The sequence below is a fragment of the Glycomyces tenuis DSM 44171 genome, assembly GCF_000427885.1.
In the GTDB taxonomy this organism is placed as follows: domain Bacteria; phylum Actinomycetota; class Actinomycetes; order Mycobacteriales; family Micromonosporaceae; genus Glycomyces; species Glycomyces tenuis.
In genome coordinates, this window is the sequence record NZ_KE386602.1 from 20,319 (window position 1) to 44,352 (window position 24,034).

Sequence of the window (24,034 nt, forward strand, 5' to 3'; positions counted from 1 at the left end):
CGTCTCCGGTCCTCCGGAGGCGCCCCCTGTTCCAGGTTCAAGCGTCCCAGCCGATGCCGAGCGCCCCCGGCCTCGGCACCGGCTCGGCCAGCGCCACCGTCCGGCCCGGCCCCAGCTGGAGATCGCCGGTCTCGCGCTTGTCGCGCTGGAGCGAGGACTGCGCGAAGCGGTACACGCGCCGCGGGACCGCGTCGGGGGCGAAGCGGATCTGGAGCGAATAGTGGTCCACCGGGTAGCGGAAGGCGTTGCCGTGCCCGGTCGAGACCCCGCCGTTGCCCTGCACGACGATCTCGAACAGGTGCGTCGCGCCCTGCGGCAGCGGGTGGTCGAAGACGATCTCGGCCAGCGCCACCGGCGCCTCGGCGTGGCGCAGCACGTTGGGAACCGTGCAGTCGCGCACCGGCTTGAACTCGATGTCCTCGATGTCGCAGCCCTTGTCGCCCCGGTAGAGCAGGATGTAGCGGTCGACGTCGTCCCGCCTGGCCCGCACCAGCATCGACATCTCGAACACCGACTCCTGGTACTGGGAGTCGACGTGGACGACCACCTGCTGGCTCATGATGTCGAGCGTGTGCTCGCGGGAGGCCGGCACCAGGTCGCACAGTTCGCGCACCGCGTCGCCGCCGAGGACCGCGTCGGGGCGGGGGAGCTGGCCGCGGATCGACCGCGGCCCCCTGGCACGCTTGGGGCCGAGCAGGGCCCGCAGTGAGCCGGCCGGCAGCTCGAGGAGGTCCTCCAGGGCGGTGACGGCCGCGAGCGACTCGGCGCGCTCGGGGCGGGAGCGGCCCGACTGCCAGTAGCTGAGGCTGGTCGTGGACACGGTGATGCCGCGCGTCGAGAGCCGGTGGCGGATCCGGTCGAGGCCCAGACCGCTGGACTGGATGGCGACGCGCAGGGCAGTGTGGAACGGCCCTGCGCGAAGTGCTTCGGCGAGTTCGGGCGACATCTGCACACTTCCTTCAAATGGTCCGGCCTTTGAGAGGACCGGCCTTCAGACGGTCCAGCCTTCAAGGGGGCCGGCCTTCGAGAGGCCCGGTCGGCGCGAAGGCCGGTCCTTGGAAAAGCCCGGTCTTGCACGGACCCGGCCTTCGGGGTATCCGAGCCTTCACGACCGAAAAGGTCACGAAGATTTGTCAGATTCTAGCTCGCGCGCGCTATTCCGATGTACGCCTCTACGAGCGGCGGCGCACGATCGCACGGGCCCGCGCCCGGCTCCGCCGTGGGATCCGTCACTCATCCGCGGTCTCGGCCCGGTCGAGGCGCCCGATCCGCGCCGTAGACTGGAGACGCCATGGCCTATCTCGATCACGCCGCGACCACGCCGATGCTCCCCCAGGCGCTCGACGCCTACGTGCGGACCGCACGCGAACTCGGCAACGCCTCCTCGCTCCACGCCTCGGGGCGCGCCGCCCGCCGGACCGTCGAAGAGTCCCGAGAACGCATAGGCGAGGCTCTGGGCGCCAAACCCAGCGAGGTGGTCTTCACCGGCTCCGGCACCGAGGCCGACAACCTCGCCGTCAAGGGCCTCCACTGGGCCCGCCGCGCCTCCGGCCGGAACCGCCTCGTCACCACCGCCATCGAGCACCACGCCGTCGCCGACGCCGTCGCCTGGCTCGGCGACCACGAGAAGGCCGACGTCACCGAGCTGCCCGTCGACAAGCTCGGCCGCGTCGACGTCGAGGTCCTCGCCGAGCTGCTCGACGAGCACGCCGACGCGATCACCGTCATCACCTGCATGTGGGCGAACAACGAGGTCGGCACCATCCAGCCCGTCTGCGAGATCGCCGCCCTCGCCGCGCCGCACGGCATCCCCGTCCACACCGACGCCGTCCAGGCCGTCGGCCACACCCCCGTCGACTTCGCCGCCTGCGAGGCCGACGCCCTGACCCTCTCGGGCCACAAGCTCGGCGGCCCCACCGGCACCGGCGCGCTCCTGCTGCGACGTGACACCAAGCTCACACCGCTGCTCCACGGCGGCGGCCAGGAACGCGAGATCCGCTCAGGGACCCTCGACGTCCCGGGCATCGCCGCACTCGCCGAGGCCGTCGCCCACGCCGTCCGCACCCAGGAGGCCGAGTCGCAGCGCCTGGCCGTCCTGCGCGACGAACTGGTCGCCCGCGTCCGCGAGGCCGTGCCCGAGGCCGTCTACAACGGCGATCCCGAGCACCGCCTGCCCGGCAACGCCCACTTCTCGTTCCCCGGCTGCGAAGGCGACGCCCTGCTCATGCTCCTCGACGCCGCCGGAGTCGAATGCGCCACAGGCTCGGCCTGCTCGGCCGGGATCGCCCAGCCCTCCCACGTGCTCCTCGCGATGGGCGCCGGCGAAGACGACGCCCGCTCCTCCCTGCGGTTCACCCTCGGCTGGTCCACCACCAAGGCCGACGTCGACGCCCTCGCCGCCGCCCTTCCCGAAGCAGTGGAACGCGCTCGCTCCGCCGGACTGTCCTAGCTAAGGTGGAGCACGTGAGCCTACGAGTACTGGCCGCCATGAGCGGCGGAGTCGATTCGGCGGTCGCCGCCGCGCGAGCCGTCGAGGCCGGACACGACGTCACCGGCGTCCATCTGGCGCTGTCCAAGAACCCCCAGACCTACCGGACCGGGGCGAGGGGCTGCTGCACCGTCGAGGACTCCCGCGACGCCCGCCGCGCCGCCGACGTCATCGGCATCCCCTTCTACGTGTGGGACATGGCCGAACGCTTCCACGAGGACGTCGTCGAGGATTTCTACGCCGAGTACGCCGCCGGGCGCACCCCCAACCCGTGCCTGCGCTGCAACGAGAAGATCAAGTTCGCCGCCGTCCTCGACCGGGCCGTCGCGCTCGGCTTCGACGCCGTCGTCACCGGCCACTACGCCCGCAAGGGCGAGGACGGCCTGCTGCGCCGCGCGGTCGATCCCGGCAAGGACCAGTCCTACGTCCTGGCCGTCCTCACGCCGGCCCAGCTCGCCCACTCGATGTTCCCGCTCGGCGACACCCCCAAGGACGAGGTCCGCATCGAGGCCGAGGAGCGCGGCCTGGCCGTGGCCCGCAAGCCCGACAGCCACGACATCTGCTTCATCGCCGATGGCGACACCTCCGGCTTCCTCAAGAACAGGCTCGGCTCCCGGACCGGCGACATCGTCGACGCCGCCACCGGAGAGGTCCTCGGCAGCCACGACGGCGCCCACCAGTTCACCGTCGGCCAGCGCCACGGCCTGGGACTCAAGCGGCCCGCCGCCGACGGCAGGCCCCGCTACGTCCTGTCGATCACCCCGGTCGACAACCGCGTCGAGGTCGGGCCCCGCGAATCGCTGCGCATCGACCGCATCCGCACCGCCGCGCCCGTCTGGCTCGGCCCCGAACGCGCCGGCCGCTTCGAATGCGAGGTGCAGCTGCGCGCCCACGGCGAGGTCTACCCGGCCACCGTCACCGCCGAGGACGGCGGTCTGACCGCGCGGCTCCACAAGCCCGCCTACGGCGTCGCCGCCGGACAGGCCCTCGTCGTCTACGACCCCGACCGCGAGCGCGGTGATTCGGTCCTCTGCTCCGGCACCATCGACGCCACGACCCCGGCCGAGCACAGTTACGCTTCCGCAAGCGTCATCGAGGGTGCCGCCGGTGTCTGACCAGGCCCTGCCGACCGGGGTCGCCACCGGCGTCGGCTCACTGCCCGGCATCGACATCGGCGAAGCGGTCCGCACCGTCTTCGGCGAGCTGCCCGACTGGCCCTACCTGCCCGAGCTGCCCGCGCGCGGCCTCGGCTCCGACATGATCGGGCGCGGCGCGGCCCTCCTCGAAGGACTCCCGGTGCAGTGGTGGGCCTCCGGCTGGCAGATCGCCGACCTGCCCGGGCGCGACGCCCGCCGCGCCGCCGACTTCCTCGAACGCGATCTCGACGCGCTCCACGAGGTCGCCGACACCACCGACGGGCCCGTCCGGCTCACCGCCGTCGGCCCGTGGACGCTCGCGGCGAACCTGTGGCGGCGCACCGGCGGGGCGATGATCGCCGACCACGGCGCCGCCGCCGACATCGCCGCATCCCTCACCGAAGGGCTCCGCAACCTCGCCACCGCCGCGCAGGCCAGGCTGCCGGGGGCGCGGCTGTCGATCCAGCTCGACGAGCCGACGCTGCCGGCCGCACTGGCCGGGCGCGTCAACACCGAGTCGGGCCTGGACTTCTACCGCCGCGCCCCGGTCGAGGTCGCCCGCGACCGGCTGCGACAGGTCGTCGACGGCGTCGGCGTCCCGGTCGTCGTCCACTGCTGCGCCCCGGACGTCCCGCTGCGGCTCCTCGCCGAGTCCGGCGTGCGGGCGGTCTCGCTGGACCTGACGCTGCTCGACCTCGACGACGTGCCCGCGGTGGACGCCGTCGGCGAGTACCTCGACGGTGCTTACTCCGACGGCGCCTCTTCCAACAGCGGCGGCGAGCTGATCGCCGGCGTCGTCCCGGCGACCGGTGCGCCCGGCCCCGACCTCGCCGAACCGGCCGCGGACCTGCTCACCGGCCTGTGGAACCGGCTCGGGCTCGACCCCGAGCGGCTCCCAGAGCAGGTGAGCGTCTCCACGACCTGCGGCATGGCGGGCGCGAGCCCGGACTACGCGCGGGCCGCGATGGAGGCGAGCCGCGAGGCCGCGAGGCGGCTCCACGGCTGAGGTCCGCCGCTACGAGTCGCCGAGGATCTGGGTGATCCGCGCGTTGTACTCGCTGCTGGTGTTCAGGTGCGGGAAGGGCTCGTCGGGGACCGGCAGGTCGAGCGCCTCGCACAGCGGCTCCCAGCCCGAGCCGGTGGGGAAGTCGACGAGCCGCTCGGCCGGGACGGTCGCGCGGACCCGCTCGTGGTACCGCTCGTACGCCTCCTCGACGGCCGCCTCGTCGTCCATCGGCGCGCCTTCGAAGGCGCGGGCCCACAGGCCCTGGAGCATCGCCTTCCGCTGCTCGTGGCCGGGCAGGCGGTAGTCGTCGAGCTGCTTGAGGATCGTGTTGTTCATGCTGGTCCACCAGGTGCCGAAGCCGTCGCGCCTGGACAGCACGACGACGGCGTCCGGGTAGCGCTCGGCCAGTTCGGGATAGAAGGCCGAGGCCGGCCAGTCGACGGCGGCGGCGTAGCCGTCGAAATGCGCGTCCCAGTCGGGGAAGTCACCTCCGGCGGCGGCGGTGAAGACCGGGACGTCGACCTCGGCTCGCGCGAGGACCTCCGACATGTGGTGGCAGGGCTCCTCGAGCAGGGTTTCGAGGGCGCTCTTGAGGGTGGTGGTTCCTGTGCGCGGGAGTCCCGCGCCGATGATGTGCAGCATGCGGAGAAGGTATTCGGCCGCAACGGCATCGACAAATCGATCATGGACTGTCGCCCATGATCCACCGGTCGGGAACGTTGCGGCGCGAGCCGTCACTCCAGGTTATTACGGGTGTCATATTTTTTGTATGACGTTGGACATTCGATCAGGCAAGCTCTTGATACAGGGCGCTCAACTGAGCGGTCAGGTCCTCGCAGACCTGCCGCGCCCGCTCGTCGACGGGCCCCGAGATCACGTTCGCCTCGAAGACGAGGGCGCCGTCCGCGAACGAGTACTTGAACTCCTGGTACGACGAGCTCTCGAACACGGCGGTGAAGCCGTTCCCGCCTTCGAGCCCGGCGACCTCGTAGTCGCTGCTCTCGTGGTAGGCGCGGTCCTCGCCGAGCGCGGCCTCGGCCTGCTGCGCGTCGTCCCACTGCTCCACCACCATGATCAGGTACCGCGAGCCGGGTCCGAAGTAGCCGCATTCGAGGTGGCCGTACGGCTCCTCCGCATCGGCGTCGGCGCCGAAGGTCCACGCGTTGTGCCGCGATTCGTCCGCTTGGACGCCGTAGTCGCCCCCGGCCGAGGTCCCGAACATCTCCTCGGCGCCGGTGAGCTCGAGCATGTCGCAGGTGTCCCAATGGAAATAGGCGCTTTCCGGAACCGGCGCCGGAGCGGCGGCCGAGCTCTCGTCGAGCGGCTCCAGGTCCGGCGGCTCCTCGGCCGACTCACCGGGCCGGTCCCCGCTGTACGAGTCGTAGGCGTCGCATTGGTACTCCTCGGACGCCGGACGCTCCTCGAGCAGCGCTCGGCCGTGCGCCCAGCCGTAGTTCCACGCCAGCGCCGGGCGGTCGCCGCCGTACCGCCGGTCGGTGTTGCCGATGACGCAGTCGTACTCGTCGTCCGGCAGCTCGGCCAGCGCGTCGGCGGCGTCGGCCGACAGCCCCGCCGCGTAGGACCAGTCGAACTTCCCCGTCTCCTCGAAGCGGTCCACGTTGTACTGCGCGATGACCCCGTCCGGGTTGACCGCCGCCAGACCCAGCAGCACCGCCGCCCCCGAGCCCAGGACCGCCCGCGGCAGCCACGTCGCGCGCAGCTTCCAGCAGCACACCAGGACCAGCGCGAACAGGATCGCCAGCCAGATCTCCACGGTGAACACCCACAGCCGCAGCCGCGTCAGCCCGAACGACTCGAAGTACCGGCTCATGCGGAGCATCGCCGAGGCCACGATCGCCAAGGACATCACGCACAGCCCGCCCAGGAGGATCCTGGTGACCCAGCGATCGGCCCTGGTCCGCCGCGGCGCCTTCCACGCCGCCACCCCGATGACCGCCAGCGCCAGCACCGCGACGACGCTCAACTGCCAGAATCCGCTCCTGGCGTACTCGGCCATCGTCAGGCCGGCGGTCTCCATGACGTATTCGTCGCCGCCGTACAGCACCCTCGCCTGCAAGGCGATGAATGCCGCGAACAGCAGGTTCAGCGCCCCCAGCGGCACCGCGAGCTCGAAGCGCGAGGCGGGCCTCGGCTCGGTCGGGTACTCGGGATCGAAGCGCGGCCTCGCGACCGCCGTGTACGTCCACAGCAGGACCAGCCCGAACAGCAGGCACGTCAGCACCGTGCGCCAGAACAGCGAGGGCAGGTTGGTCTCGGGGATCAGGTTCGCCGCGATCGCGGCGAAGTTCGAGTCGGCCGCGGCGAACAGGCCGCCGAAGACCACCAGCAGGCCCACCGTGATCGTGATGACCCGCAGGTTCCGCATCGCGTTGCCCTCCTGGTCCGGATGCCGGTAGCCCCGGTTCGCCCAGCGGAACGCGCCGGCCAGCCCGCCGAGGTACCCGAAGGCCGCCAAGGCGATCCCCGAGAAGCGGGACGGCGGCGCGAGGACCAGCGGGGTCAGCAGCAGCGCGGTGATCGCGCACAGCCCCACGATCCAGCCCGCGTCGCGGACCGCCGCGACCGCCCACAGGCCCGCGACCAGGACCGCGCCGGGGACGCGGACGGCCAGCGCCTCCCGGCCGCTCGCCACCATCGGCAGCGCCACCGTCGCGACGCCGGTGAGCGCCAAGCCGATTCCGACGCCCGCGCCGTGGAACGCCGCAACGCCGCCGAACAGCGCCACCAGCGCGCACGCGAAGGTGATGTACTGCGGCGCTCCGACATCGGGGATCCGCCACCTGCTGCGCGGGGGCGGGTACTGCGGAGGGTACGGGCCGACCTGGACCGGCCCGGTGTACGGGTGGTCCGCGAACTTCGCGGGGACCGGCGCCCATTCCATCTGCGCCGGTGGGGGAGCGGTGGCCGGAGGAGCGTCCTGCTCCGGTGCGGCGTCCGCAGCCTCGGGAGCCGGTGCGGCCTCCTCGGCCTCGGGAGCCGCGCTCTGCTCGGTGCCGCCGGGTTCGTCTGCCGCAGTCGGTTCAGCGACCGGACGCCCTTCGGCGTCCTCCGGCGTCTGCGGCGTGGGGGGTTCTTCGTCGGTGCTCATGCGAAGCCTTCTCGTCGGAGGACCCGAAGAATAGCGCACCCGCGCTGCTCAGCTGCGGCCTCGCATCGTGAACGAGCACCTCACCACTGGGGATACCGCCCACAATGGTGCAATTCGAGCCGTGGATGCGATCCGGTGCGCCGGATCCGACCCTGTGGTTCACTGGAATCGTGGTGGCAGGCGACGACACGGGCCCGGGGTCCCTCGGCAATCGCCTCAACTGGCTGCGCGCCGGCGTGCTCGGCGCGAACGACGGCATCGTGTCCACCGCGGGCATCGTCCTCGGCGTCGCCGGCGCGACCACCGACCGCGCCACGATCATGGTCTCCGGGCTCGCCGGGCTCGTCGCGGGCGCCCTGTCCATGGCCGGCGGCGAGTACACCTCCGTCTCGACCCAGCGCGACACCGAGGCGACACTGGTCGACGCCACCGAGAGGGAACTGGCCGAGGATCCGGAGGCGGCCGAGGACGACCTGGCCGAGAGCCTCGAAGCCAGGGGCCTGTCGGCCTCGACGTCGCGGCTGGTCGCCCGCGAGCTGGCGGAGCTCGACCCGCTCGGGGCCCGCTCCCAGCTCGAGTTCGGGCTCGACCCCGAGGAGCTCACCAGTCCGTGGCAGGCGGCGCTCTCGTCGTTCGTCAGCTTCACCTGCGGGGCGCTGCTGCCGCTGGTGGCGATCGGCGTGCTGCCGCCGGGCGTCCGCGTCCTCGGCTGCGCGCTCGCGGTGGTCGTGGCGCTGGCGCTGACCGGCTACACCTCGGCGAGGCTCGGCGGGGCGCCGCCGGTCCGGGCGATGCTGCGGGTCATGGCCGTCGGCGCGGCCACGATGGTCATCACCTACTCGGTCGGCTCCCTGTTCGGGGTCGCCACCGCCTAGCGGGTGAGGTGCTCGACCGGCATCGTCAGGTACCGGTCGATGGTCGGTCCGATGGTCTCGGCGAGCTCCTCGACGCCCAATGAGGCGAGCGGTTCGAGCTTGAGGATGTAGCGGGCCACGACGAGCCCGAAGATCTGCGTGGCGACGAAGTTCGCGCGGACGTCGACATGGTCGACCTCGGCGCCGAGGACGTCCTCGACGGTCTTCACGATGCGGTGCTCGAACATCTGCTTGAGGACGAATGACATCGCCGGTTTGGACAGGCTGGTGCGAACGACGGCGAGGAGCTTGTCCGAGTGCGGCCCGTCCCAGATGGCCACGAACGCGCGCATGAGCCGCCCGCCCGCGCCCTCGACGCCTCCCTCTTTGAGCACGGCCGCGACCTCGGGAGCGGGGTCCAGCGGCAGTTCGACGGCGGCGAGGAACAGGTCGTCCTTGGAACCGAAGTAGTGGTGGATCAGCGAGGGGTCGACACCGGCCTGGGCGGCGATGCGCCGCATGCTGACCGACTCGTACCCCTCGTCCGCGAACATGGCGCGGGCGGCGGCCAGGATCTCGGTCCTGGTGTCGGGCTTGCCTGACCGCCGTCCGCTTCGCTTGGCTCTGACCACAGGCGGAGCCTAACCGGTCCGCCGTCTGAGCGTGGCGGCACCGAGGACGGTTGCGACGACGACCGCACCGGCGACGATGCCGAGGTCGCCCCACATCTCGGCGGTGAGGTCCGAGGAGGCCTGCACCTGCTGGAGGGCCTTGACCGCATAGGTGAGCGGCAGCGCGTCGGAGACGCCCTGGAGCCATCCGGCCATCTCCTCCCGCGGCCAGATGAGCCCGCACAGGAAGATCTGCGGGACGATGAGCACCGGCATGAACTGGACGGCCTGGAACTCGGTGGCGGCGAACGCGGAGACGAGCAGGCCGAGGACCATGCCGAACACGGAGGTGACGATCGCGATGAGGGCCACCATCCACGCTGAGCCGACGGTGTCGAGGTCGAGCCACAGGTAGGCCACGGCGGCGGCGACGCCGGTCTGCGCGGCGGCGCACACGCCGAAGGCGATGGCGTAGCCGCCGACGAGGTCCATTTTGGCCGTCGGAGTGGTCATCAGCCGCTCCAGCGTCCCGGCTGTGCGTTCGCGCTGCATCGTGATCGAGGTCAGCAGGAACATGATCACGAACGGGAAGACCGCCAGCAGGATGAGCCCCACGCGGTCGAACATCTGCGGCGAGTCCTCCATGATGGCGCTGATGAGCGCGATGATGAGCGCCGGGACGGCGAGGATGAGGACGACGGTGCGGCGGTCGTTGAGCAGCTGGCGCAGGATGCGCCCGGCGGTGATGAACGTGATGCGGAGCGACATGTCAGCTGGTCCTCTCCAGTTCGCGGATGAGGTGGAGGAACGCGGATTCGAGGTTGGCGGAGCCGGTGGAGGCGCGCAGGTCGGCGGGGGTGTCGTCGGCGATGAACCGGCCCTCGCGCACCAGCAGGAGCCGGTCGCAGCGGTCGGCCTCGTCCATGACGTGGCTGGAGACGAGGAGGGTGCGCCCGGCGGCGGCGAGATCGCGGAACTGATTCCACAGCTCTTCGCGGATGACCGGGTCGAGCCCGACGGTCGGCTCGTCGAGGACCAGGACCTCGGGGTCGCATACCAGGGCGCACGCCAGCGAGGTGCGGGTCTTCTGGCCGCCGGAGAGGTTCGCGGCCAGTTGGCCCGCGTGGTCGTGCATGCCGACGGCGTCGATGGCGGACATCGCCTCCTTCCGGCTGCGCCCGTACAGGGAGGCGAAGTAGGCCACATTGGATTTGACGCTGAGGTCGGGGTAGATCGCCGCGTCCTGGGTGACGTAGGCGACGCGGCCCCGCAGGCCCTTGGAGCCGGCGGGCTCGCCGAGGACGGTGACGGTGCCGGATTTGATCTTCTGCGTGCCGACGATGGAGCGGATGAGGGTGGTCTTGCCCGAGCCCGAGGGGCCGAGCAGGCCGGTGACGGACCCGGCGGGGATGGCGGTGGAGACGTCGAGCAGCACGGTCCGGCCGCCGCGTTCGACGACCAGGCGGTCCACGGCGATGGCGGGCGGTGCGGGGTTGTCGGGTGGCATGGGAGCCTCCAATAATTCAACGACTAATGAATTAAAGGTACCACGGAAATTCATCATGCAATGAATTATTGTAGTTCCGGCTCGGCCCGCCCTCACCCGAATCGCGATGCTCCGGCCCGGGCGAGGCCGCCGGGCGCTGCCCGGAGGCCGACACGACCGCTCAGGACCTTGCCGGCGTCTCGTACGGTCGTGACGGAACACCTGACAAAGGCGGCCGGGCGCGGCCCACGAGGGCCGTTCAGGCGAGGGCGTGACGGCGCGGCCGACCGGGCGGCGGAAGGAGGCGATCGCGATGCGGCTGCTGCGGAGTTTCAGATGGCCCGAGATCGAGCTCTACGGCGCTCGCACCCGCGGGGACGTGAAGCGGCTGTCCGTGGCGGAACTGGAACGGCTGACGGCGATCGCCACGGAGAATCCGGAGTGGAGCGCCAACGGCCGCCCCCAGTGGCTCGAGCGCCACCGGGGCGACATCGAGAGCGTGATGCTCACGGTGTTCGGGACCGAAGGCCCGGCCGTCTACCGCTGCATGGTGGCGGCCAGGCTCGCCGATGACTCGAAGCGCGGTTTCACCCTGGACGTCTCCGCATCCGACTTCGACCGCCTGCCCGATGTGCCGCTGAGCGAGGTCGTCTCGCTCGCGCACATGCACCTGCTCGGCTACCCGCCCCAGGAGCTCGACCGGGATCAAGAGGAGAGCTGGCGCGGGACCGAACGGCCCGCCGACGGCGAGGGGTGAGGAAGGGCGGTCCGCCGCGAGACCGGTCAGAGCCGCGGCTGGCCGGCGGTGAAAGCGAGAGATCCGGCCGCATGACTGGGCGGGCTCGCGTCTCGCGAGCCAGCCGCGGGGGACGTGCGTCATGCGGCCGGATCTTCTGGCCGCCGGTCTGGAGGTCCGGCGGCGGGGAGCGTGCTCTGGCTCGAGTGTGGGCTCAGCGCCTTACAGCACGCCCTTGTCCCAGGGGCCCCAGATGGCGATGGTGCGGCCGGGCTCCAGGCTCGGGTCGGTCGGGTCGCCGTTGGTGGCGCCCTGGATGTTGACGAACAGGACCTTGCCGTCGGGGGAGAAGGTCGCCCCGCACCACTCCCGGCTTCCCTCGTGGTAGACGAACGGGAAGATCTCGCCGTCGCGGGTCAGCCCGCGCACGGCCGGGAGGTCGCGGCTGGTGTCCTCGCACAGCACCAGGTTCCCGCTCGGGGAGACGGTGATGTTGTCCGGGTAGGACAGCAGTTCGGCATCAGGGGACTCGAAGACGAGCCGCAGGTGACCGCCGCTGCGGCCGTGGGGGATGTACTCCCAGATCTGCCCCTCGCCCTCGTCGCCGCCGGAGGTCGAGGCGATGTAGACCGCCCCGTTGCCCCACCAGCAGCCCTCCAGGCGCCCGAAGACGGCCGCCCCGCGGGCCCAGCCCTGGTTGAACACCGCGAGCGGCACCTCTTCGGCGTCGGCGGGGTCCGGATCGTCGATGTCGACCCACTCGACCGGGATGGACCGCTTGGCCCGCTGGCCCGTGCGAGTGTCGTAGTTCCACTCGTCCTTGACCTTCAGCATCTGGAGCTGCCCGCCGTCGGCGAGCTCGCCGGGCGTGTTCGGCAGGAAGCGGTAGAACCCGGCGGTGCCCTGGTCCTCGGTCTCGTAGACGATCCCGGTGCCCGGGTCGACCGCGACGGCCTCGTGCACGAACCGGCCCATCGCCTTCAGCGGCACCGGAGCGACCTCCTGCGGCGCGTCGGCGGACACCTCGAAGACGTAGCCGTGCTCGGCGTCCCATCCCGCGCCGGTCCCGGCCGTGGTCTCCTCGCACGACAGCCAGGTGCGCCACGGCGTCGGCCCGCCCGCGCAGTTCACGATCGTGCCCGACAGCGACTGCCAGGCCTTCTCGAACACCGGCGCGTCCTGTTCCCAGCGGATCCACATCGTGGTGGTCCCGCCACCGCCGAGCGGGTCGTACCGGTTGTCCTTGCGCCCGGAGGGGGCCGCCTCGCCCGCGTCGGATCGCTCCTCGTGGTTGCGGACTATGCGCCAGACGTTGGGGTCATCGGTGGCGAAGCAGGCCATCGCGTCGTGGCCGAGCGGCACGGTGTTGCCGTCGGGCATGAGGCTCCCGGCCGTCGAGAACACGCGGAAGTCGAACTCCTCGGGCAGCCACAGGCTCTGCTCGAAACCCGACTCGGGGTCGGTGCGGGTCAACTTGCGCAGCTCGCCGTAGCCGCCGTTGTTCTCGGCGACCTTGTCCTTGTGGCCCTCCTCGGCGGAGGCGGCCCGGATGGTCATGCCCTCCATGGCCGCGACGGCGAACAGCCCGCCGCCCGCGGCGGTCGCGCCGCGGCGCAGGAACGTGCGGCGGTTCGAGCCCTCAGTGGGGGCCACCCCGGAAGTCTGTGTGCTCAAGATCTGCTCCTTCTGCGGGTCTCATTGCGTCACTGTCAGCACAGATGTTTCCGACCGCAGGGGAGAAGCAGGGAATCGGAACATGAACAGCAGTTGACCACCTGCATAAGCCTTCACCGCCCCCGGAATGTCTGACCCGGCTGCCACAATAGGTCCCGTGAGCACTGAAGACACCGATTTCGACAAAGCCCGCACGCGCCACGAGTCCTTGGCCGCCGAGATCACCGAGCACCGACGCCGCTATTACGTGGACAACGAGCCGACGGTCTCCGACGCCCAGTTCGACGAGCTCATGCACGAGCTGGTCGACATCGAGACGCGCCACCCCGAGCTGAAGGGCTCCGACTCGCCCACCGAGCAGGTCGGCGCGTTCTCCGAGGCGTTCACCCCGGTGCGGCACCTGGAGAAGATGCTCAGCCTCCAGGACGTCTTCAGCGAGGAGGAGGTCCGGCTCTGGGCCGAGCGGGTGTCCGAGGAGGCCGCCGGCGCCCAGTACCTCTGCGAGCTCAAGATCGACGGCCTCGCCGTCGACCTCGTCTACGAGCACGGCCGCCTCGCCCGTGCCGCCACGCGAGGCGACGGCACCACCGGCGAGGACGTCTCCGCGAACGTCGCCACCATCGCCGCCGTCCCCCAGCAGCTGCGGGCCGCGGACGGCTTCGACGTGCCCGAGCTGCTCGAAGTCCGCGGCGAGGTCTACTTCCCCTCCGCCGCCTTCGAGCAGCTCAACGAGGCGCAGGTCGCCGCGGGCAAGGCCCCCTACGCCAATCCGCGCAACGCCGCCGCCGGATCCCTGCGCCAGAAGGACCCGGCCAAGACCGCCGAGCGGCCGCTCAGCTTCACCTCACACGGCCTGGGCGCCCTGCGCGGCTTCAAGCCGCTGTCCCAGTCCCACTCCTACGCCGCCCTCGCCGCCTGGGGCCTGCCCACGAGTCCGTACTGGCGCGTGGTCGACACGATGGACGAGGTCTTCGACTACATCCACGAGTTCGGCGGCAAACGCCACGAACTGGTCCACGAGATCGACGGCGTCGTCGTCAAGCTCGACGACATCGCCTCCCAGCGGCGCCTCGGCGCCACCTCCCGCACCCCCCGCTGGGCCGTGGCCTACAAGTTCGCGCCCGAGGAGGTCAACACGAAACTCCTCGACATCAAGGTCTCGATCGGCCGCACCGGCCGCGCCACGCCCTACGCGGTGCTCGATCCCGTCCGCGTGGCCGGCTCCGAGGTCGAGTTCGCCACCCTCCACAACGCCGACCAGGTCGAGGCCAAGGGCGTCAAGATCGGCGACACCGTCGTCGTGCGCAAGGCCGGCGACGTCATCCCCGAGATCGTCGCGCCCGTCGACGCCGCCCGCGACGGCTCCGAGCGCGACTTCACCATGCCCGAGGCCTGCCCCGAGTGCGGTTCGACCCTCGCCCCGGCCGCCGAAGGCGACATCGACCTGCGCTGCCCGAACGCCCGCTCCTGCCCCGCGCAGCTGCGCGAGCGCCTGTTCTACCTCGTCGGCCGCTCGTGCTTCGACGTCGACCGCATGGGCTACATCGCCTGCACCGCCCTGGTCCAGCCGCTCGAGCCGGCCGAGCCGGTCCTGAAGGACGAGGGCGGCGTCTTCGACCTGAGCATGGACGAGCTCCTGCCGATCAAGGTCGTCGTCCGCGACCCGGACTCCGGGCTCCCCAAGATCGACCCCAAGACCGAGCGGGACAAGACGGCCACGCCCTTCGCCAGGCAGCCCGACAAGAAGACCGGCGAGGTCCTCCCGCGCAAGAACGCCGAGGAGATGCTCCAGAACCTCCAGAAGGCCAAGTCGCAGCCGCTGTGGCGGGTGATCAACGCCCTGTCCATCCGCCATGTCGGCCCCGTCGCCGCCCAGGCCCTCGCCGAGCACTTCGGCGACCTCGACCGCATCGTCGAGGCCGACGAGGCCGAACTGGCCGACATCGACGGCGTCGGCCCCACCATCGCCGCGGCCCTCAAGGACTGGTTCGCCGTCGACTGGCACCGCGAGATCGTCGAGCGCTGGCGGGCCGCGGGCGTGCGCATGAGGGACGAGGCGCCTTCGGGGGCCGATGCGGTCCCCAAGACCCTCGCGGGCGCCACCGTCGTCATCACCGGCGCGATCCCCGACCACACGCGCGAGAGCGCCGCGGCCGCGGTCAAGGCCCGCGGCGGAAAGGTCACCGCCTCGGTCTCGAAGAAGACCAGCGCGGTGATCGCGGGCGACAAACCAGGCTCAAAATATGAAAAAGCAGTCAAACTCGGTGTTACCGTCGTATCCGGCGAGGATTTCGAGCAGATGCTCGCCGACGGCCTGCCGGAAGGTGACGAGTCCGACCCCGAATGATCACAATCCGATAACGATCCGTATTCCCATACGGGGGCGGCCTCGTTACAACAAGGCAGAGTCAATGCGTGGAACCGCGCCGCGCCGCCACACCGGGTCGTCTCGTCCCGCCCCAGGCGGCCGGCAGGCGTGTGCCCGCGCGGGCCGAGGCCGTCGCCGATGAGTGGACAACGGTTTCTGTCACGAGCATGTCGCACCTGGTCACATCTGTGCCGCATGCGCTGCCGGCGTTGTCTGGGAGCGAAATTCGCGATATGACAGAGGAGTCGGTCACGGTCGATCAACGGTGATTCTGGCGCGTCACCCATTGACGGCCGTGGCAGTGGGAGGAGCGATATGGCCACGACGCTCATGCGCAACACTGCGCCTCGAGAGCATCCGGGCCGGTATTACGGCTTCATCGCCGCGGTTACGACGATCGCGGTGATGGGCGCTCTCGGCGTGGCCGTCTTCGGGGACGCCACCTACGTCGGCCCCTTCGACGCGCCCTTCGCCTTCTGGCTCACCGCCGGGCTCGCACTCGTCGCCGAACTGCGCCCCACCCGCTGGGGCGGGCTGTGGATGTCGCCGATCGCCTCCATCTTCGTCGTCTACGTCCTGACCACCATGATCACCTGGGGGTTCGTGCCCGCTCTGATCGCCCAGTCCGGGGCCATCGCCCTCCTCGGCCTCCAGGTCGGCTACGCGGTCTGGCGCGCGGTCTACAACATCGCCCAGACCGCCCTGGCCCTCACCGCCGCCTGGCTGACCTGGACCGTCATCACCGGCGGCCAGATGTGGACCGGCACCCTCACCCAGCTCTTCGGCGTCTTCGCCGCCGGAGCCGCCTGGACCCTCACCAGCACCGCCATGGTCGCCCTGCTCATGCGCATGCGAACCGGCGACGCCTGGCACACCCACGCCTGGCAATGGCTCAAGAGCGAATGGCCGCTGCGCGCCACCCAGACCGCGATCGCCCCGATCCTGGCCGCGGCGGCCGTGCAGTCGTGGTGGCTGGTGGCCGCCTCGGCGATCCCCATCTTCAGCGTCTACCGCATCCTCCAGACCGCCGCCGAACGCGAGAAGCAGGCCGACCGCGACCCGCTGACGGGCCTGCTCAACCGCAAGGGCTTCCAGCAGGCCGCCGAGGCCAAACTCGTCGACGCCGAGGAGACCGGCACCACCGTCGCCGTCATGATCCTCGACCTCGACCGCTTCGCCGACGTGAACTCGGCGCTCGGCCACGACGTCGGCGACAAGCTCCTGGTCGAGCTCGCCGAGCGCTTCATGGCCGACAAACCGCCCGGCAAGGCCATCGCCCGCCTCGGCGGCGACGAGTTCGCCTTCGCATGGGCGGAGCTGGACGGCATGACCGACCCGCTCGAATGCGCCCGCGAGATCCGCGCCAGGCTCGACAAGGCCATCGTGATCGGGGAGGTCTCGATCGAGGTCGACGGCTCGGTCGGCGTCGCCGTCTTCCCCGACGACGGCCGCGACTTCCAGACGCTGTTCCGCCACGCCGACATCGCCATGGACGAGTCGAAGAAGCGCGCGGGCACCTACGCCCGCTACGCCCCCGAGTTCGACCACCACTCGCCCGAGCGGCTCATGCTCCTCGGCGACCTGCGCCGCGCCCTCGACCACCCCGACGCGCCCGGCGTCAACCTCTACTACCAGCCGCAGATCTCCCTGGCGACCGGCGAGGTCATCGGTGCCGAGGCGCTGCTGCGCTACCACCACCCCGTGCGGGGCATGGTCAACCCGGCCGAGATCATCGCCACCGCCGAGCACTCCTCGGTGATGCGCATGCTCACCGAACGCGTCGTCGACATCGCGCTGCGCCGGCTCAAGCACTGGGACGGCGAGGGCTACCGGCTGCGCATGGCCGTCAACGTCAGCGTGCGCGACCTCCAGTCCCCGGAGTTCACCGACTACCTCACCGACAGGATCGCGACCTACGGCGTCGAGGCCTCCAGGCTCCAGCTGGAGATCACCGAGAGCGCCCTGATGGCCGACCCGAGGCGCGTGGTCGACAACGTCCAGCGCCTCTCGGACCTCGGCCTGGGCATCAGCCTCGACGACTTCGGCACCGGCTTCTCGTCCATGCAGCACCTGCGGCGGCTGCCGGTCACCGAGATCAAGATCGACAAGACCTTCGTGACCAACCTGATCGAGCGCGCCGACAACGCCGCGATCGTCTCCACCACCATCGACCTGGGGCGGGCGCTGGACGTCGGCGTCGTCGCCGAAGGCGTCGAGGACGAGAAGGTCCGCAAGCAGCTGGAGGACTGGGGCTGCGCCGCCGCCCAGGGCTGGCACTTCGCCAAGCCGATGAGCGCCGACGACTTCGACCGCTGGCTCGCCCACCACCGACCCGACCGCTGACCGACCCCGCTGGGCCACATAGGAACCAGTGTTCTCGCTGGGCACGGCTGTGCAAAGGACGCGGGGAGCGCTCATCTCGTCGTACCCGTGTGGAATCGTATCCCTATGAACGACGTGCTCAAGTCCTTCGAGCCGCACCGCCGCGAGCTGTGCGCCTACGCCTACCGGATGCTCGGTTCGTCCTTCGAGGCCGAGGACGCGGTCCAGGAGACCTTCACCCGCGCATGGAAGTCGTACGACTCCTTCGAGGGCCGCGCGAGCCTGCGCTCGTGGCTGTACCGCATCGCCACCAACGTGTGCCTGGACATGCTCAAAGGCCCTCAGCGCCGCGCGCGCCCCATGGACCTGGCCCCCGCCTCCGACGCCGGGACGCCGCTGCCGGCGCCCGAACCGGACTACGTGTGGATCGAGCCGATCCCCGACTCGATGGCCTTCGGCGCCGACCCCGCCGAGCACGCCGCCGCCAAGGAGTCGATGCGGCTCGCGTTCGTCGCCGCCGTGCAGCACCTTCCCGCCAAGCAGCGGGCCGTGATGCTCATGCGCGAGGTGCTGCGCTTCTCCGCGGCCGAGACCGCCGAGACCCTCGACATCAGCGCCGCCTCGGTCAACAGCGCCCTCCAGCGGGCCAAGGCCACGATGGCGAAGGTCCGGCCCACGCCCGCCGACGAGTACACGGTCGACGACGCCGAGCTCAAAAGCCTCATCGACGGCTACGTCACCGCCTTCGAGGCCTACGACATGGAGGCGTTGACCTCGCTGCTGCACCAGGACGTGGCCCTGTCCATGCCGCCGTTCCCGCTGTGGGTCCAAGGCCCGGCCGGCGTCGCCGAGTTCATGCTCGGCACCGGCAGCGCCTGCCGCGACTCGCGGCTCGTCCCGGTCGGCGCCAACGGCCTGCCCGCCTTCGGCCACTACAAGCCGAGCGGGACGCCGGGCGTGTGGGAGCCGTGGTCGGTCACCGTCCTGGAGGTCGAGGCCGGGCGCATCACCGGCCTGAACTACTTCCTCGACACCGCCCGGCTCTTCCCCCTGTTCGGCCTCCCCGCCGAACACCGCGAGGGATGACCCGGCGCCGAACCCCGATGAACGGAGAACCCCTTGGGCGCACTCAAACCCTGGCACCTCATCGTGCTCGCCGCCTGCCTGCTCGTGATCGGGGCCGTCATCGCGCTGATCGTCGTCCTGGTCGTCCGCCTTTCCTCGAATCGGCAGACGCCCCCGCCCCCGCCTCCACCGATGTACCCGCCGACCGGCGACCCCGCCCCTCCTCCGGAACACCGACCGCCCGGCGGACATCCGCCTGACGGAACGTGATCCGTCCGAGACGGCACGGACGGGTGTGGGCCGCCCCGCGCAGCGGGGCGGCCCACACCCGTCCTGGGTTTCCCGTCGTCCGTGTCAGGCGCCGGAGTAGTCCATGAAGAACGGCTCCCACTGGTGGCCGTCGAGGTCCTGGAACGCCCTGCCGTGCATGCCGACCTCGGCCTCCTGCGCGCGCTTCTGCTCGTTGACCTCCTCGGTCCCGCCGGCCTCGACCGCCGCCTCGGTCAGCGCGTCGACGGCCTCCCGGCTCTCCAGCGACAGCGCGTACAGCGCGCCGCTCGTGGTGACGGTGTCGGCGATCGGCCGCTTGGTGAACGTGGAGTAGAAGTCCTTGCTCAGCAGCATCAGGCAGATGTTGTCGTCGACGACGACGCACGCGGCGTTCTCGTCGGTGAAGTCCCCGTTGATCGACCAGCCGATCGACTCATAGAACCGCTTGGAACGGGCCAGGTCCTCCACCGGGAGGTTCAGGAAGATCATCTTGCCGCCCATGGTCGGCACCTCTCTCTCGCAGTCGCTTCACCAATACCGACGAGCGCCGCCGCGCGGATTCATCGCTCCCGCCGAAATCTCCTCCCGACCGCCCGCCGACCGCTCGCCGACCGCTCACCGCAGGCCCGGCGCAGAAACCGAACGTCCAGCGACGTGCGTCACATCGAGACTTCTCACCGGCGAGCCCTGGCCTTACCTTCTTCGTAATGCACATCACCGTGCGGTCATGCGCCAGCAGCAGAGCCGACACGGCAACCCCTTCAAGGAGGAAGGCCCGATGGCTACGACCCCGATGCGCGACGGCCCACCGCCCGCGGTCACCGACGAAGAACTCGCCGCCATGCACGACGACCCCCGCTTCATCGACCTCAAACGCCGCCTGTTCCGATTCATCGTCCCCGCCACCATCGGTTTTCTCGCCTGGTACCTGCTCTATGTGATCCTGTCCGGATACGCCCGCGACTTCATGGGCACCGTCCTGTTCGGCAACATCAACGTCGCCCTGGTGTTCGGCCTGCTCCAATTCGTCTCCACATTCGGCATCGCGTGGGCGTACTCGCGCCACACCGCCCGCGAATTCGACCCCCGGGCCGCCGAGCTCCATGACGAGCTCCACTACGGCGAAGGGGAGAAGCGATGAGCATCCTCGCCCAACAGACCGAAACCGGACGCACCCTCACCCTCGTGCTCTTCCTGCTCATGGTCGTGGCCACCGTCGTCATCACCATCTGGGCCAGGAACCACACGCGGGACGCCACCGACTTCCACTCCGGCGGCCGCGGCTTCAAGTCCTGGCAGAACGGCTTCGCGATCGCCTCGGACTACATGTCGGCGGCCTCGTTCCTCGGCATCGCCGGCATCCTCGCCCTCTCCGGTTACGACGGTTTCCTGTACTCGATCGGATTCCTCGTCGCCTGGCTCGTCGCGCTGCTCCTCGTCGCCGAGCTCCTGCGCAACTCCGGCCGGTTCACCATGGCCGACGTCCTCTCGTTCCGGATGCGCCAGCGCCCCGTCCGCACCGCCGCCGCAGTCTCGACCATGACCGTCTCGATCTTCTACCTGCTCGCGCAGATGGTCGGCGCCGGAGCGCTCATCGCGCTCCTGCTCGGCATCAGGGAGGGCGAGACCTTCCTCGGCATGAACGCCGAGGTCGCCAGCAACGTCGGCATCGTCTTCGTCGGCCTGCTCATGATCGTCTACGTCGCCCTCGGCGGCATGAAGGGCACGACCTGGGTCCAGATCTTCCAGGCCATCGTGCTGCTCGGCGGCGCGGCGCTGCTGGCCCTGCTGGTGCTCACCGAGTACGGGTTCAACATCTCGAACCTCCTCGGCGACGCCGCCGAAGCCTCCGGGATCGGCGCCGGATTCCTCGAACCGGGGCAGCGCTACGGCGTGGAAGTGCCGGGCGATCCGACCCAGACGATGTGGAACAAGCTCGACCTCATCAGCCTCGGGCTCGCGCTCGTCCTCGGCACCGCGGGCCTGCCGCACATCCTCATCCGTTTCTACACCGTTCCCGACTCCCGCTCGGCCCGCAAGTCCGTCAACTGGGGCATCGGCCTCATCGGCTCGTTCTACCTGCTCACCCTGGTGCTCGGCTTCGGCGCCGCCGCGATCGTCGGCGCCGAGGCGATCACGGCGCAGAACCCGGCCGGCAACACCGCCGCGCCCCAGCTGGCGCAGGCGGTCGGCGACAACGTCGGAGGCTCCACCGTCGGCGCCGTCATGCTCGCCATCATCGCCTCGGCCGCCTTCGCCGCGATCCTGTCGACCGTGGCCGGACTCGTCATCGCCTCGTCCTCCTCGCTGGCGCACGACCTGTACAACAGCGTCATCCGGCGCGGCGCCGCCACCGATCGCGAAGAGGTCGTCGTCGCCAAGCTCGCCGCGATCGGCGTCGGCGTCGTCTCGATCGTCTTGGCGATCTACGCCCAGAGCCTCAACGTCGCCTTCCTGGTGGCGCTGGCCTTCGCCATGGCCGCCTCGGCGAACCTGCCGACCCTGCTGCTGAGCCTGTTCTGGAAGCGGTTCAACACGGCCGGCGCGGTGGCGGGCATCTACGGCGGCCTCATCGCCGCCGTCGGCCTGGTGATCTTCTCCCCGGTCTTCTCGGGCGCGCCGAACTCGCTGCTCGGCGAAGGGGTCGACATCGCGTGGTTCCCGATGTCGAACCCCGGCTTGGTGTCCATCCCGCTGGGTCTCATCTGCGCTGTGGTCGGCACGCTGATGAGCTCCGAATCCAAACCCGAGCGGTTCGCCACTCTCCAAGTAAGGGCGCTCACCGGCGCCGGCTCGGAGCGGGCTGTCAAACACTGAGCCGACACAGGCGGGGAGGGCCAACCCTCGGCCCTCCCCGCCGTCGTATGTGCCCCACGTTACAGTTGGCTGGTGATCGCGAGATCCCCCCACCAGCAGCTGCGCCGCCGCGGCTCGAACGCGGCGACGCTCGCCGCCTTGCGACTCACACGCCAGATCGGCGAGGCCCTCGCCGACGGGCTCCCCGGCAGGCACGCCGACGACGCCGCCCGCCGCCTCGCCCGCCTCCTCGGCGCCGACGCCGTCGCCCTCGCCGACTGCGACCGCGTCCTCGCCGCCTGGGGCCGCCTCGACGCCGCCGCCGCCGCCCAGATCCTCGCCGAAGTCCTCGACGAGCTCGACACCGTCACCGACCCGCCGCTGCGGGCCGCGCCCCTCCTGGTCTCCGGCGACCTCGCCGGAGGCCTCATCGTCGCCGGCGACGTCACCGACGCCGAGGTCGCCGAGGCCGCCCGCCTCGTCGCCACCGCTCTCGACCACGCCGAACTCGACCGCTCCCGCGAACGCATCGCCGCCGCCGACCTGCGCACCCTCCGCGCCCAGATCTCGCCCCACTTCATGCACAACGCACTCGCCGCCATCAGCGCCCACACCCGCACCGACCCCGAGCGCGCCCGCGAGCTGCTCTCCGACTTCTCCGACTACCTGCGCTACTCCTTCGCCGCCACCGGCGACTACGCCACCGTCGCCGACGAGCTCCAGGCCGTCCAGACCTACCTCGAACTCCAGCGGGCCCGCTTCGACGACCGCCTCGACATCACCGTCCAGATAGCGCCCGAGGTGCTGCCCGTCGCCATCCCCTTCCTCGTCGTCCAGCCCATCGTCGAGAACGCCATCCGCCACGGCTTCGAATCGCGGCCCGGCACCGGCCACATCGCCGTCCGCGGCTTCTCCGAAGGGCCCCTGTGCGTCATCGAGGTCGAAGACGACGGCGACGGCATGGACCCCGAACACGCCAAAGCCGTCCTCACCGGCACCGGCCCGCCCGCCTCCCGCCACCCGACCTGGAGTGCGTCCTCTCCCCGCCCCGACGGCACCGCCGGCATCGGCCTCGCCAATGTCGACCGGCGCCTGCGGGCCGTCTACGGTCCCGAGTATGGCCTCCTGCTCGACACCGCCCCCGGCGCCGGCACCAAGGCCACCGTCCGCATACCCCGCTACGCCCGAGGAGTCCTCGCCCAGTGAAACGCCTCCGCGTCCTCGTCGTCGAAGACGAGCCCTCCACCCGCGCCGAACTCGCCGGCCAGCTCGCCGAGCAGCCCAGTGTCGGCGACGTCGTCTGCGCCGACGGCGGCAGCGAAGCGATCCGCCTGCTCGGCTCGGGCAGTTTCGACGCGGCCTTCCTCGACATCGCCATGCCCGGCATCAACGGCATGGACGTCGCCCGCGTCCTCACCCGCCTGACCGACGCCCCCGCCATCGTCTTCGTCACCGCCTACGACAACCACGCCGTCGACGCCTTCGGACTCGGCGCCGTCGACTACCTCCTCAAGCCATTCCGCCCCGAACGCCTCGCCGAGGCCGTCGCCCGCATCGACCACCACCGCTCCGGCTCCGCCACCACCGGGGAGAAGGCCGACGACCTCGCCGTCGTCCAGGTCGAACTCGCCGGGCGCACCGTCTTCATCCGCCGCGACGACATCGCCTACGCCGAGGCCCACGGCGACTACGTCAGACTCCACATCGGACCGGGTACCGGCCCGCCCGTCACCCACCGCCACCCGAACCGGAGTGAACACCCTCCTCACCAGCCCGTCACCCACCGCCACCCGAACCGGAGTGAACACCCTCCTCACCAGCCCGTCGCCTCCCACCGCCCCGACTCGAGCAGACGCGAATCGGTGCTGCTGCGCCAGTCCCTCACCTACCTCGAACAGGTCTGGGACGCCGCCGGATTCGTCCGAGCCCACCGCTCCTACCTCGTCAACCTCGCCGCGATCACCGAACTGCGCGTCACCTCCACCGCCGGGCTCGTCGCCGTCACCGAGGCCGGCGAGGTCCCCGTCAGCCGCCGCCACTCCCGCCTGCTGCGCGAACGCCTCCTCCAAGCCGCCCGCAGCGACGACCGGAGCCGCCCCTGACCGCCGCGCCG

Annotated in this window: 20 protein-coding genes; 12 read left to right on the forward strand and 8 right to left on the reverse strand. The window is 70.7% G+C overall.

What is annotated here, in order from left to right; translation table 11 throughout:
• Nucleotides 1–37 precede the first annotated feature (37 nt).
• A complete protein-coding gene (locus YWW_RS0126240; protein WP_035700562.1) occupies nt 38–946 on the reverse strand; it encodes a hypothetical protein in 909 nt (302 codons plus the stop codon).
• 345 nt (nt 947–1,291) lie between these two features.
• On the opposite strand from YWW_RS0126240, the gene YWW_RS0126245 reads away from it, so the two are divergent.
• The 3 genes from YWW_RS0126245 to YWW_RS0126255 are packed head-to-tail and all read left to right on the forward strand — an operon-like array spanning nt 1,292 to nt 4,630.
• On the forward strand, nt 1,292–2,449 hold the full coding sequence (locus YWW_RS0126245; RefSeq protein ID WP_026932400.1) for a cysteine desulfurase family protein: 1,158 nt from the start codon (nt 1,292–1,294) through the stop codon (nt 2,447–2,449).
• Between the two features lie 38 nt (nt 2,450–2,487).
• Nucleotides 2,488–3,603: a tRNA 2-thiouridine(34) synthase MnmA gene (gene mnmA, locus YWW_RS33270; protein WP_051326347.1), complete on the forward strand. Its 1,116-nt coding sequence runs from the start codon at nt 2,488–2,490 to the stop codon at nt 3,601–3,603.
• Nucleotides 3,596–4,630: a uroporphyrinogen decarboxylase/cobalamine-independent methonine synthase family protein gene (locus YWW_RS0126255; RefSeq protein WP_026932401.1), complete on the forward strand. Its 1,035-nt coding sequence runs from the start codon at nt 3,596–3,598 to the stop codon at nt 4,628–4,630. The genes mnmA and YWW_RS0126255 overlap by 8 nt, the downstream gene beginning before the upstream one ends.
• A 9-nt stretch (nt 4,631–4,639) precedes the next feature.
• On the opposite strand, the gene YWW_RS0126260 is transcribed toward YWW_RS0126255, so the two are convergent.
• Both YWW_RS0126260 and YWW_RS34610 read right to left on the reverse strand, forming a co-directional pair.
• Nucleotides 4,640–5,272: a sulfotransferase family protein gene (locus tag YWW_RS0126260; RefSeq protein ID WP_026932402.1), complete on the reverse strand. Its 633-nt coding sequence runs from the start codon at nt 5,270–5,272 to the stop codon at nt 4,640–4,642.
• 145 nt (nt 5,273–5,417) lie between these two features.
• Nucleotides 5,418–7,739: a DUF4153 domain-containing protein gene (locus YWW_RS34610; protein ID WP_051326348.1), complete on the reverse strand. Its 2,322-nt coding sequence runs from the start codon at nt 7,737–7,739 to the stop codon at nt 5,418–5,420.
• Nucleotides 7,740–7,843: 104 nt separating this feature from the next.
• Between YWW_RS34610 and YWW_RS0126270 the strand changes: the two genes are divergently transcribed.
• A complete protein-coding gene (locus YWW_RS0126270) occupies nt 7,844–8,614 on the forward strand; it encodes a VIT1/CCC1 transporter family protein (RefSeq protein WP_245595508.1) in 771 nt (256 codons plus the stop codon).
• On the opposite strand, the gene YWW_RS0126275 is transcribed toward YWW_RS0126270, so the two are convergent.
• Genes YWW_RS0126275 through YWW_RS0126285 form a run of 3 tightly spaced genes read right to left on the reverse strand, consistent with a single transcriptional unit; the run spans nt 8,611 to nt 10,711 of the window.
• Entirely contained in the window at nt 8,611–9,225 is a 615-nt protein-coding gene (locus tag YWW_RS0126275) for a TetR/AcrR family transcriptional regulator (protein WP_026932404.1), read from the reverse strand. The genes YWW_RS0126270 and YWW_RS0126275 overlap by 4 nt on opposite strands.
• 9 nt (nt 9,226–9,234) lie before the next feature.
• A complete protein-coding gene (locus tag YWW_RS0126280; RefSeq protein ID WP_026932405.1) occupies nt 9,235–9,972 on the reverse strand; it encodes an ABC transporter permease in 738 nt (245 codons plus the stop codon).
• A 1-nt stretch (nt 9,973) separates the two neighbouring features.
• Nucleotides 9,974–10,711 carry an ABC transporter ATP-binding protein gene (locus YWW_RS0126285; RefSeq protein ID WP_026932406.1) on the reverse strand — a complete coding sequence of 246 codons (738 nt, stop codon included), beginning with the start codon at nt 10,709–10,711 and terminating at the stop codon, nt 9,974–9,976.
• 250 nt (nt 10,712–10,961) lie between these two features.
• Here YWW_RS0126285 and YWW_RS0126290 point away from each other — a divergent pair, with 250 nt between their 5' ends.
• Complete coding sequence (locus tag YWW_RS0126290; protein ID WP_026932407.1) at nt 10,962–11,447, forward strand: hypothetical protein; 486 nt, start codon at nt 10,962–10,964, stop codon at nt 11,445–11,447.
• Between the two features lie 201 nt (nt 11,448–11,648).
• On the opposite strand, the gene YWW_RS0126295 is transcribed toward YWW_RS0126290, so the two are convergent.
• Nucleotides 11,649–13,100, reverse strand: a complete 1,452-nt coding sequence (locus tag YWW_RS0126295) for an alkaline phosphatase PhoX (protein WP_051326349.1) — start codon at nt 13,098–13,100, stop codon at nt 11,649–11,651.
• 127 nt (nt 13,101–13,227) lie between these two features.
• On the opposite strand from YWW_RS0126295, the gene ligA reads away from it, so the two are divergent.
• The 3 genes from ligA (at nt 13,228) to YWW_RS0126310 (ending at nt 18,876) form a co-directional block, all read left to right on the forward strand.
• Nucleotides 13,228–15,447: an NAD-dependent DNA ligase LigA gene (gene ligA, locus YWW_RS33280; protein WP_051326350.1), complete on the forward strand. Its 2,220-nt coding sequence runs from the start codon at nt 13,228–13,230 to the stop codon at nt 15,445–15,447.
• Nucleotides 15,448–15,783: 336 nt separating this feature from the next.
• Complete coding sequence (locus tag YWW_RS33285) at nt 15,784–17,811, forward strand: putative bifunctional diguanylate cyclase/phosphodiesterase (RefSeq protein ID WP_051326351.1); 2,028 nt, start codon at nt 15,784–15,786, stop codon at nt 17,809–17,811.
• 105 nt (nt 17,812–17,916) lie between these two features.
• Entirely contained in the window at nt 17,917–18,876 is a 960-nt protein-coding gene (locus YWW_RS0126310) for a sigma-70 family RNA polymerase sigma factor (protein WP_026932409.1), read from the forward strand.
• 333 nt (nt 18,877–19,209) lie between these two features.
• On the opposite strand, the gene YWW_RS0126320 is transcribed toward YWW_RS0126310, so the two are convergent.
• Complete coding sequence (locus YWW_RS0126320) at nt 19,210–19,626, reverse strand: VOC family protein (protein WP_026932411.1); 417 nt, start codon at nt 19,624–19,626, stop codon at nt 19,210–19,212.
• 277 nt (nt 19,627–19,903) lie between these two features.
• Here YWW_RS0126320 and YWW_RS0126325 point away from each other — a divergent pair, with 277 nt between their 5' ends.
• From YWW_RS0126325 to YWW_RS37110, 4 genes are all read left to right on the forward strand, one after another.
• Complete coding sequence (locus tag YWW_RS0126325) at nt 19,904–20,266, forward strand: DUF485 domain-containing protein (RefSeq protein WP_026932412.1); 363 nt, start codon at nt 19,904–19,906, stop codon at nt 20,264–20,266.
• Nucleotides 20,263–21,942 (forward strand): solute symporter family protein, encoded by a 1,680-nt coding sequence (locus YWW_RS0126330; protein ID WP_026932413.1) that lies wholly within the window; start codon nt 20,263–20,265, stop codon nt 21,940–21,942. Before YWW_RS0126325 ends, YWW_RS0126330 begins: the two co-directional genes overlap by 4 nt.
• A 138-nt stretch (nt 21,943–22,080) precedes the next feature.
• Nucleotides 22,081–23,127, forward strand: coding sequence for a histidine kinase (locus tag YWW_RS0126335; protein ID WP_026932414.1), 1,047 nt, complete (start codon nt 22,081–22,083; stop codon nt 23,125–23,127).
• Nucleotides 23,124–24,023: a LytR/AlgR family response regulator transcription factor gene (locus tag YWW_RS37110; protein WP_026932415.1), complete on the forward strand. Its 900-nt coding sequence runs from the start codon at nt 23,124–23,126 to the stop codon at nt 24,021–24,023. The genes YWW_RS0126335 and YWW_RS37110 overlap by 4 nt, the downstream gene beginning before the upstream one ends.
• Nucleotides 24,024–24,034: the final 11 nt, after the last annotated feature.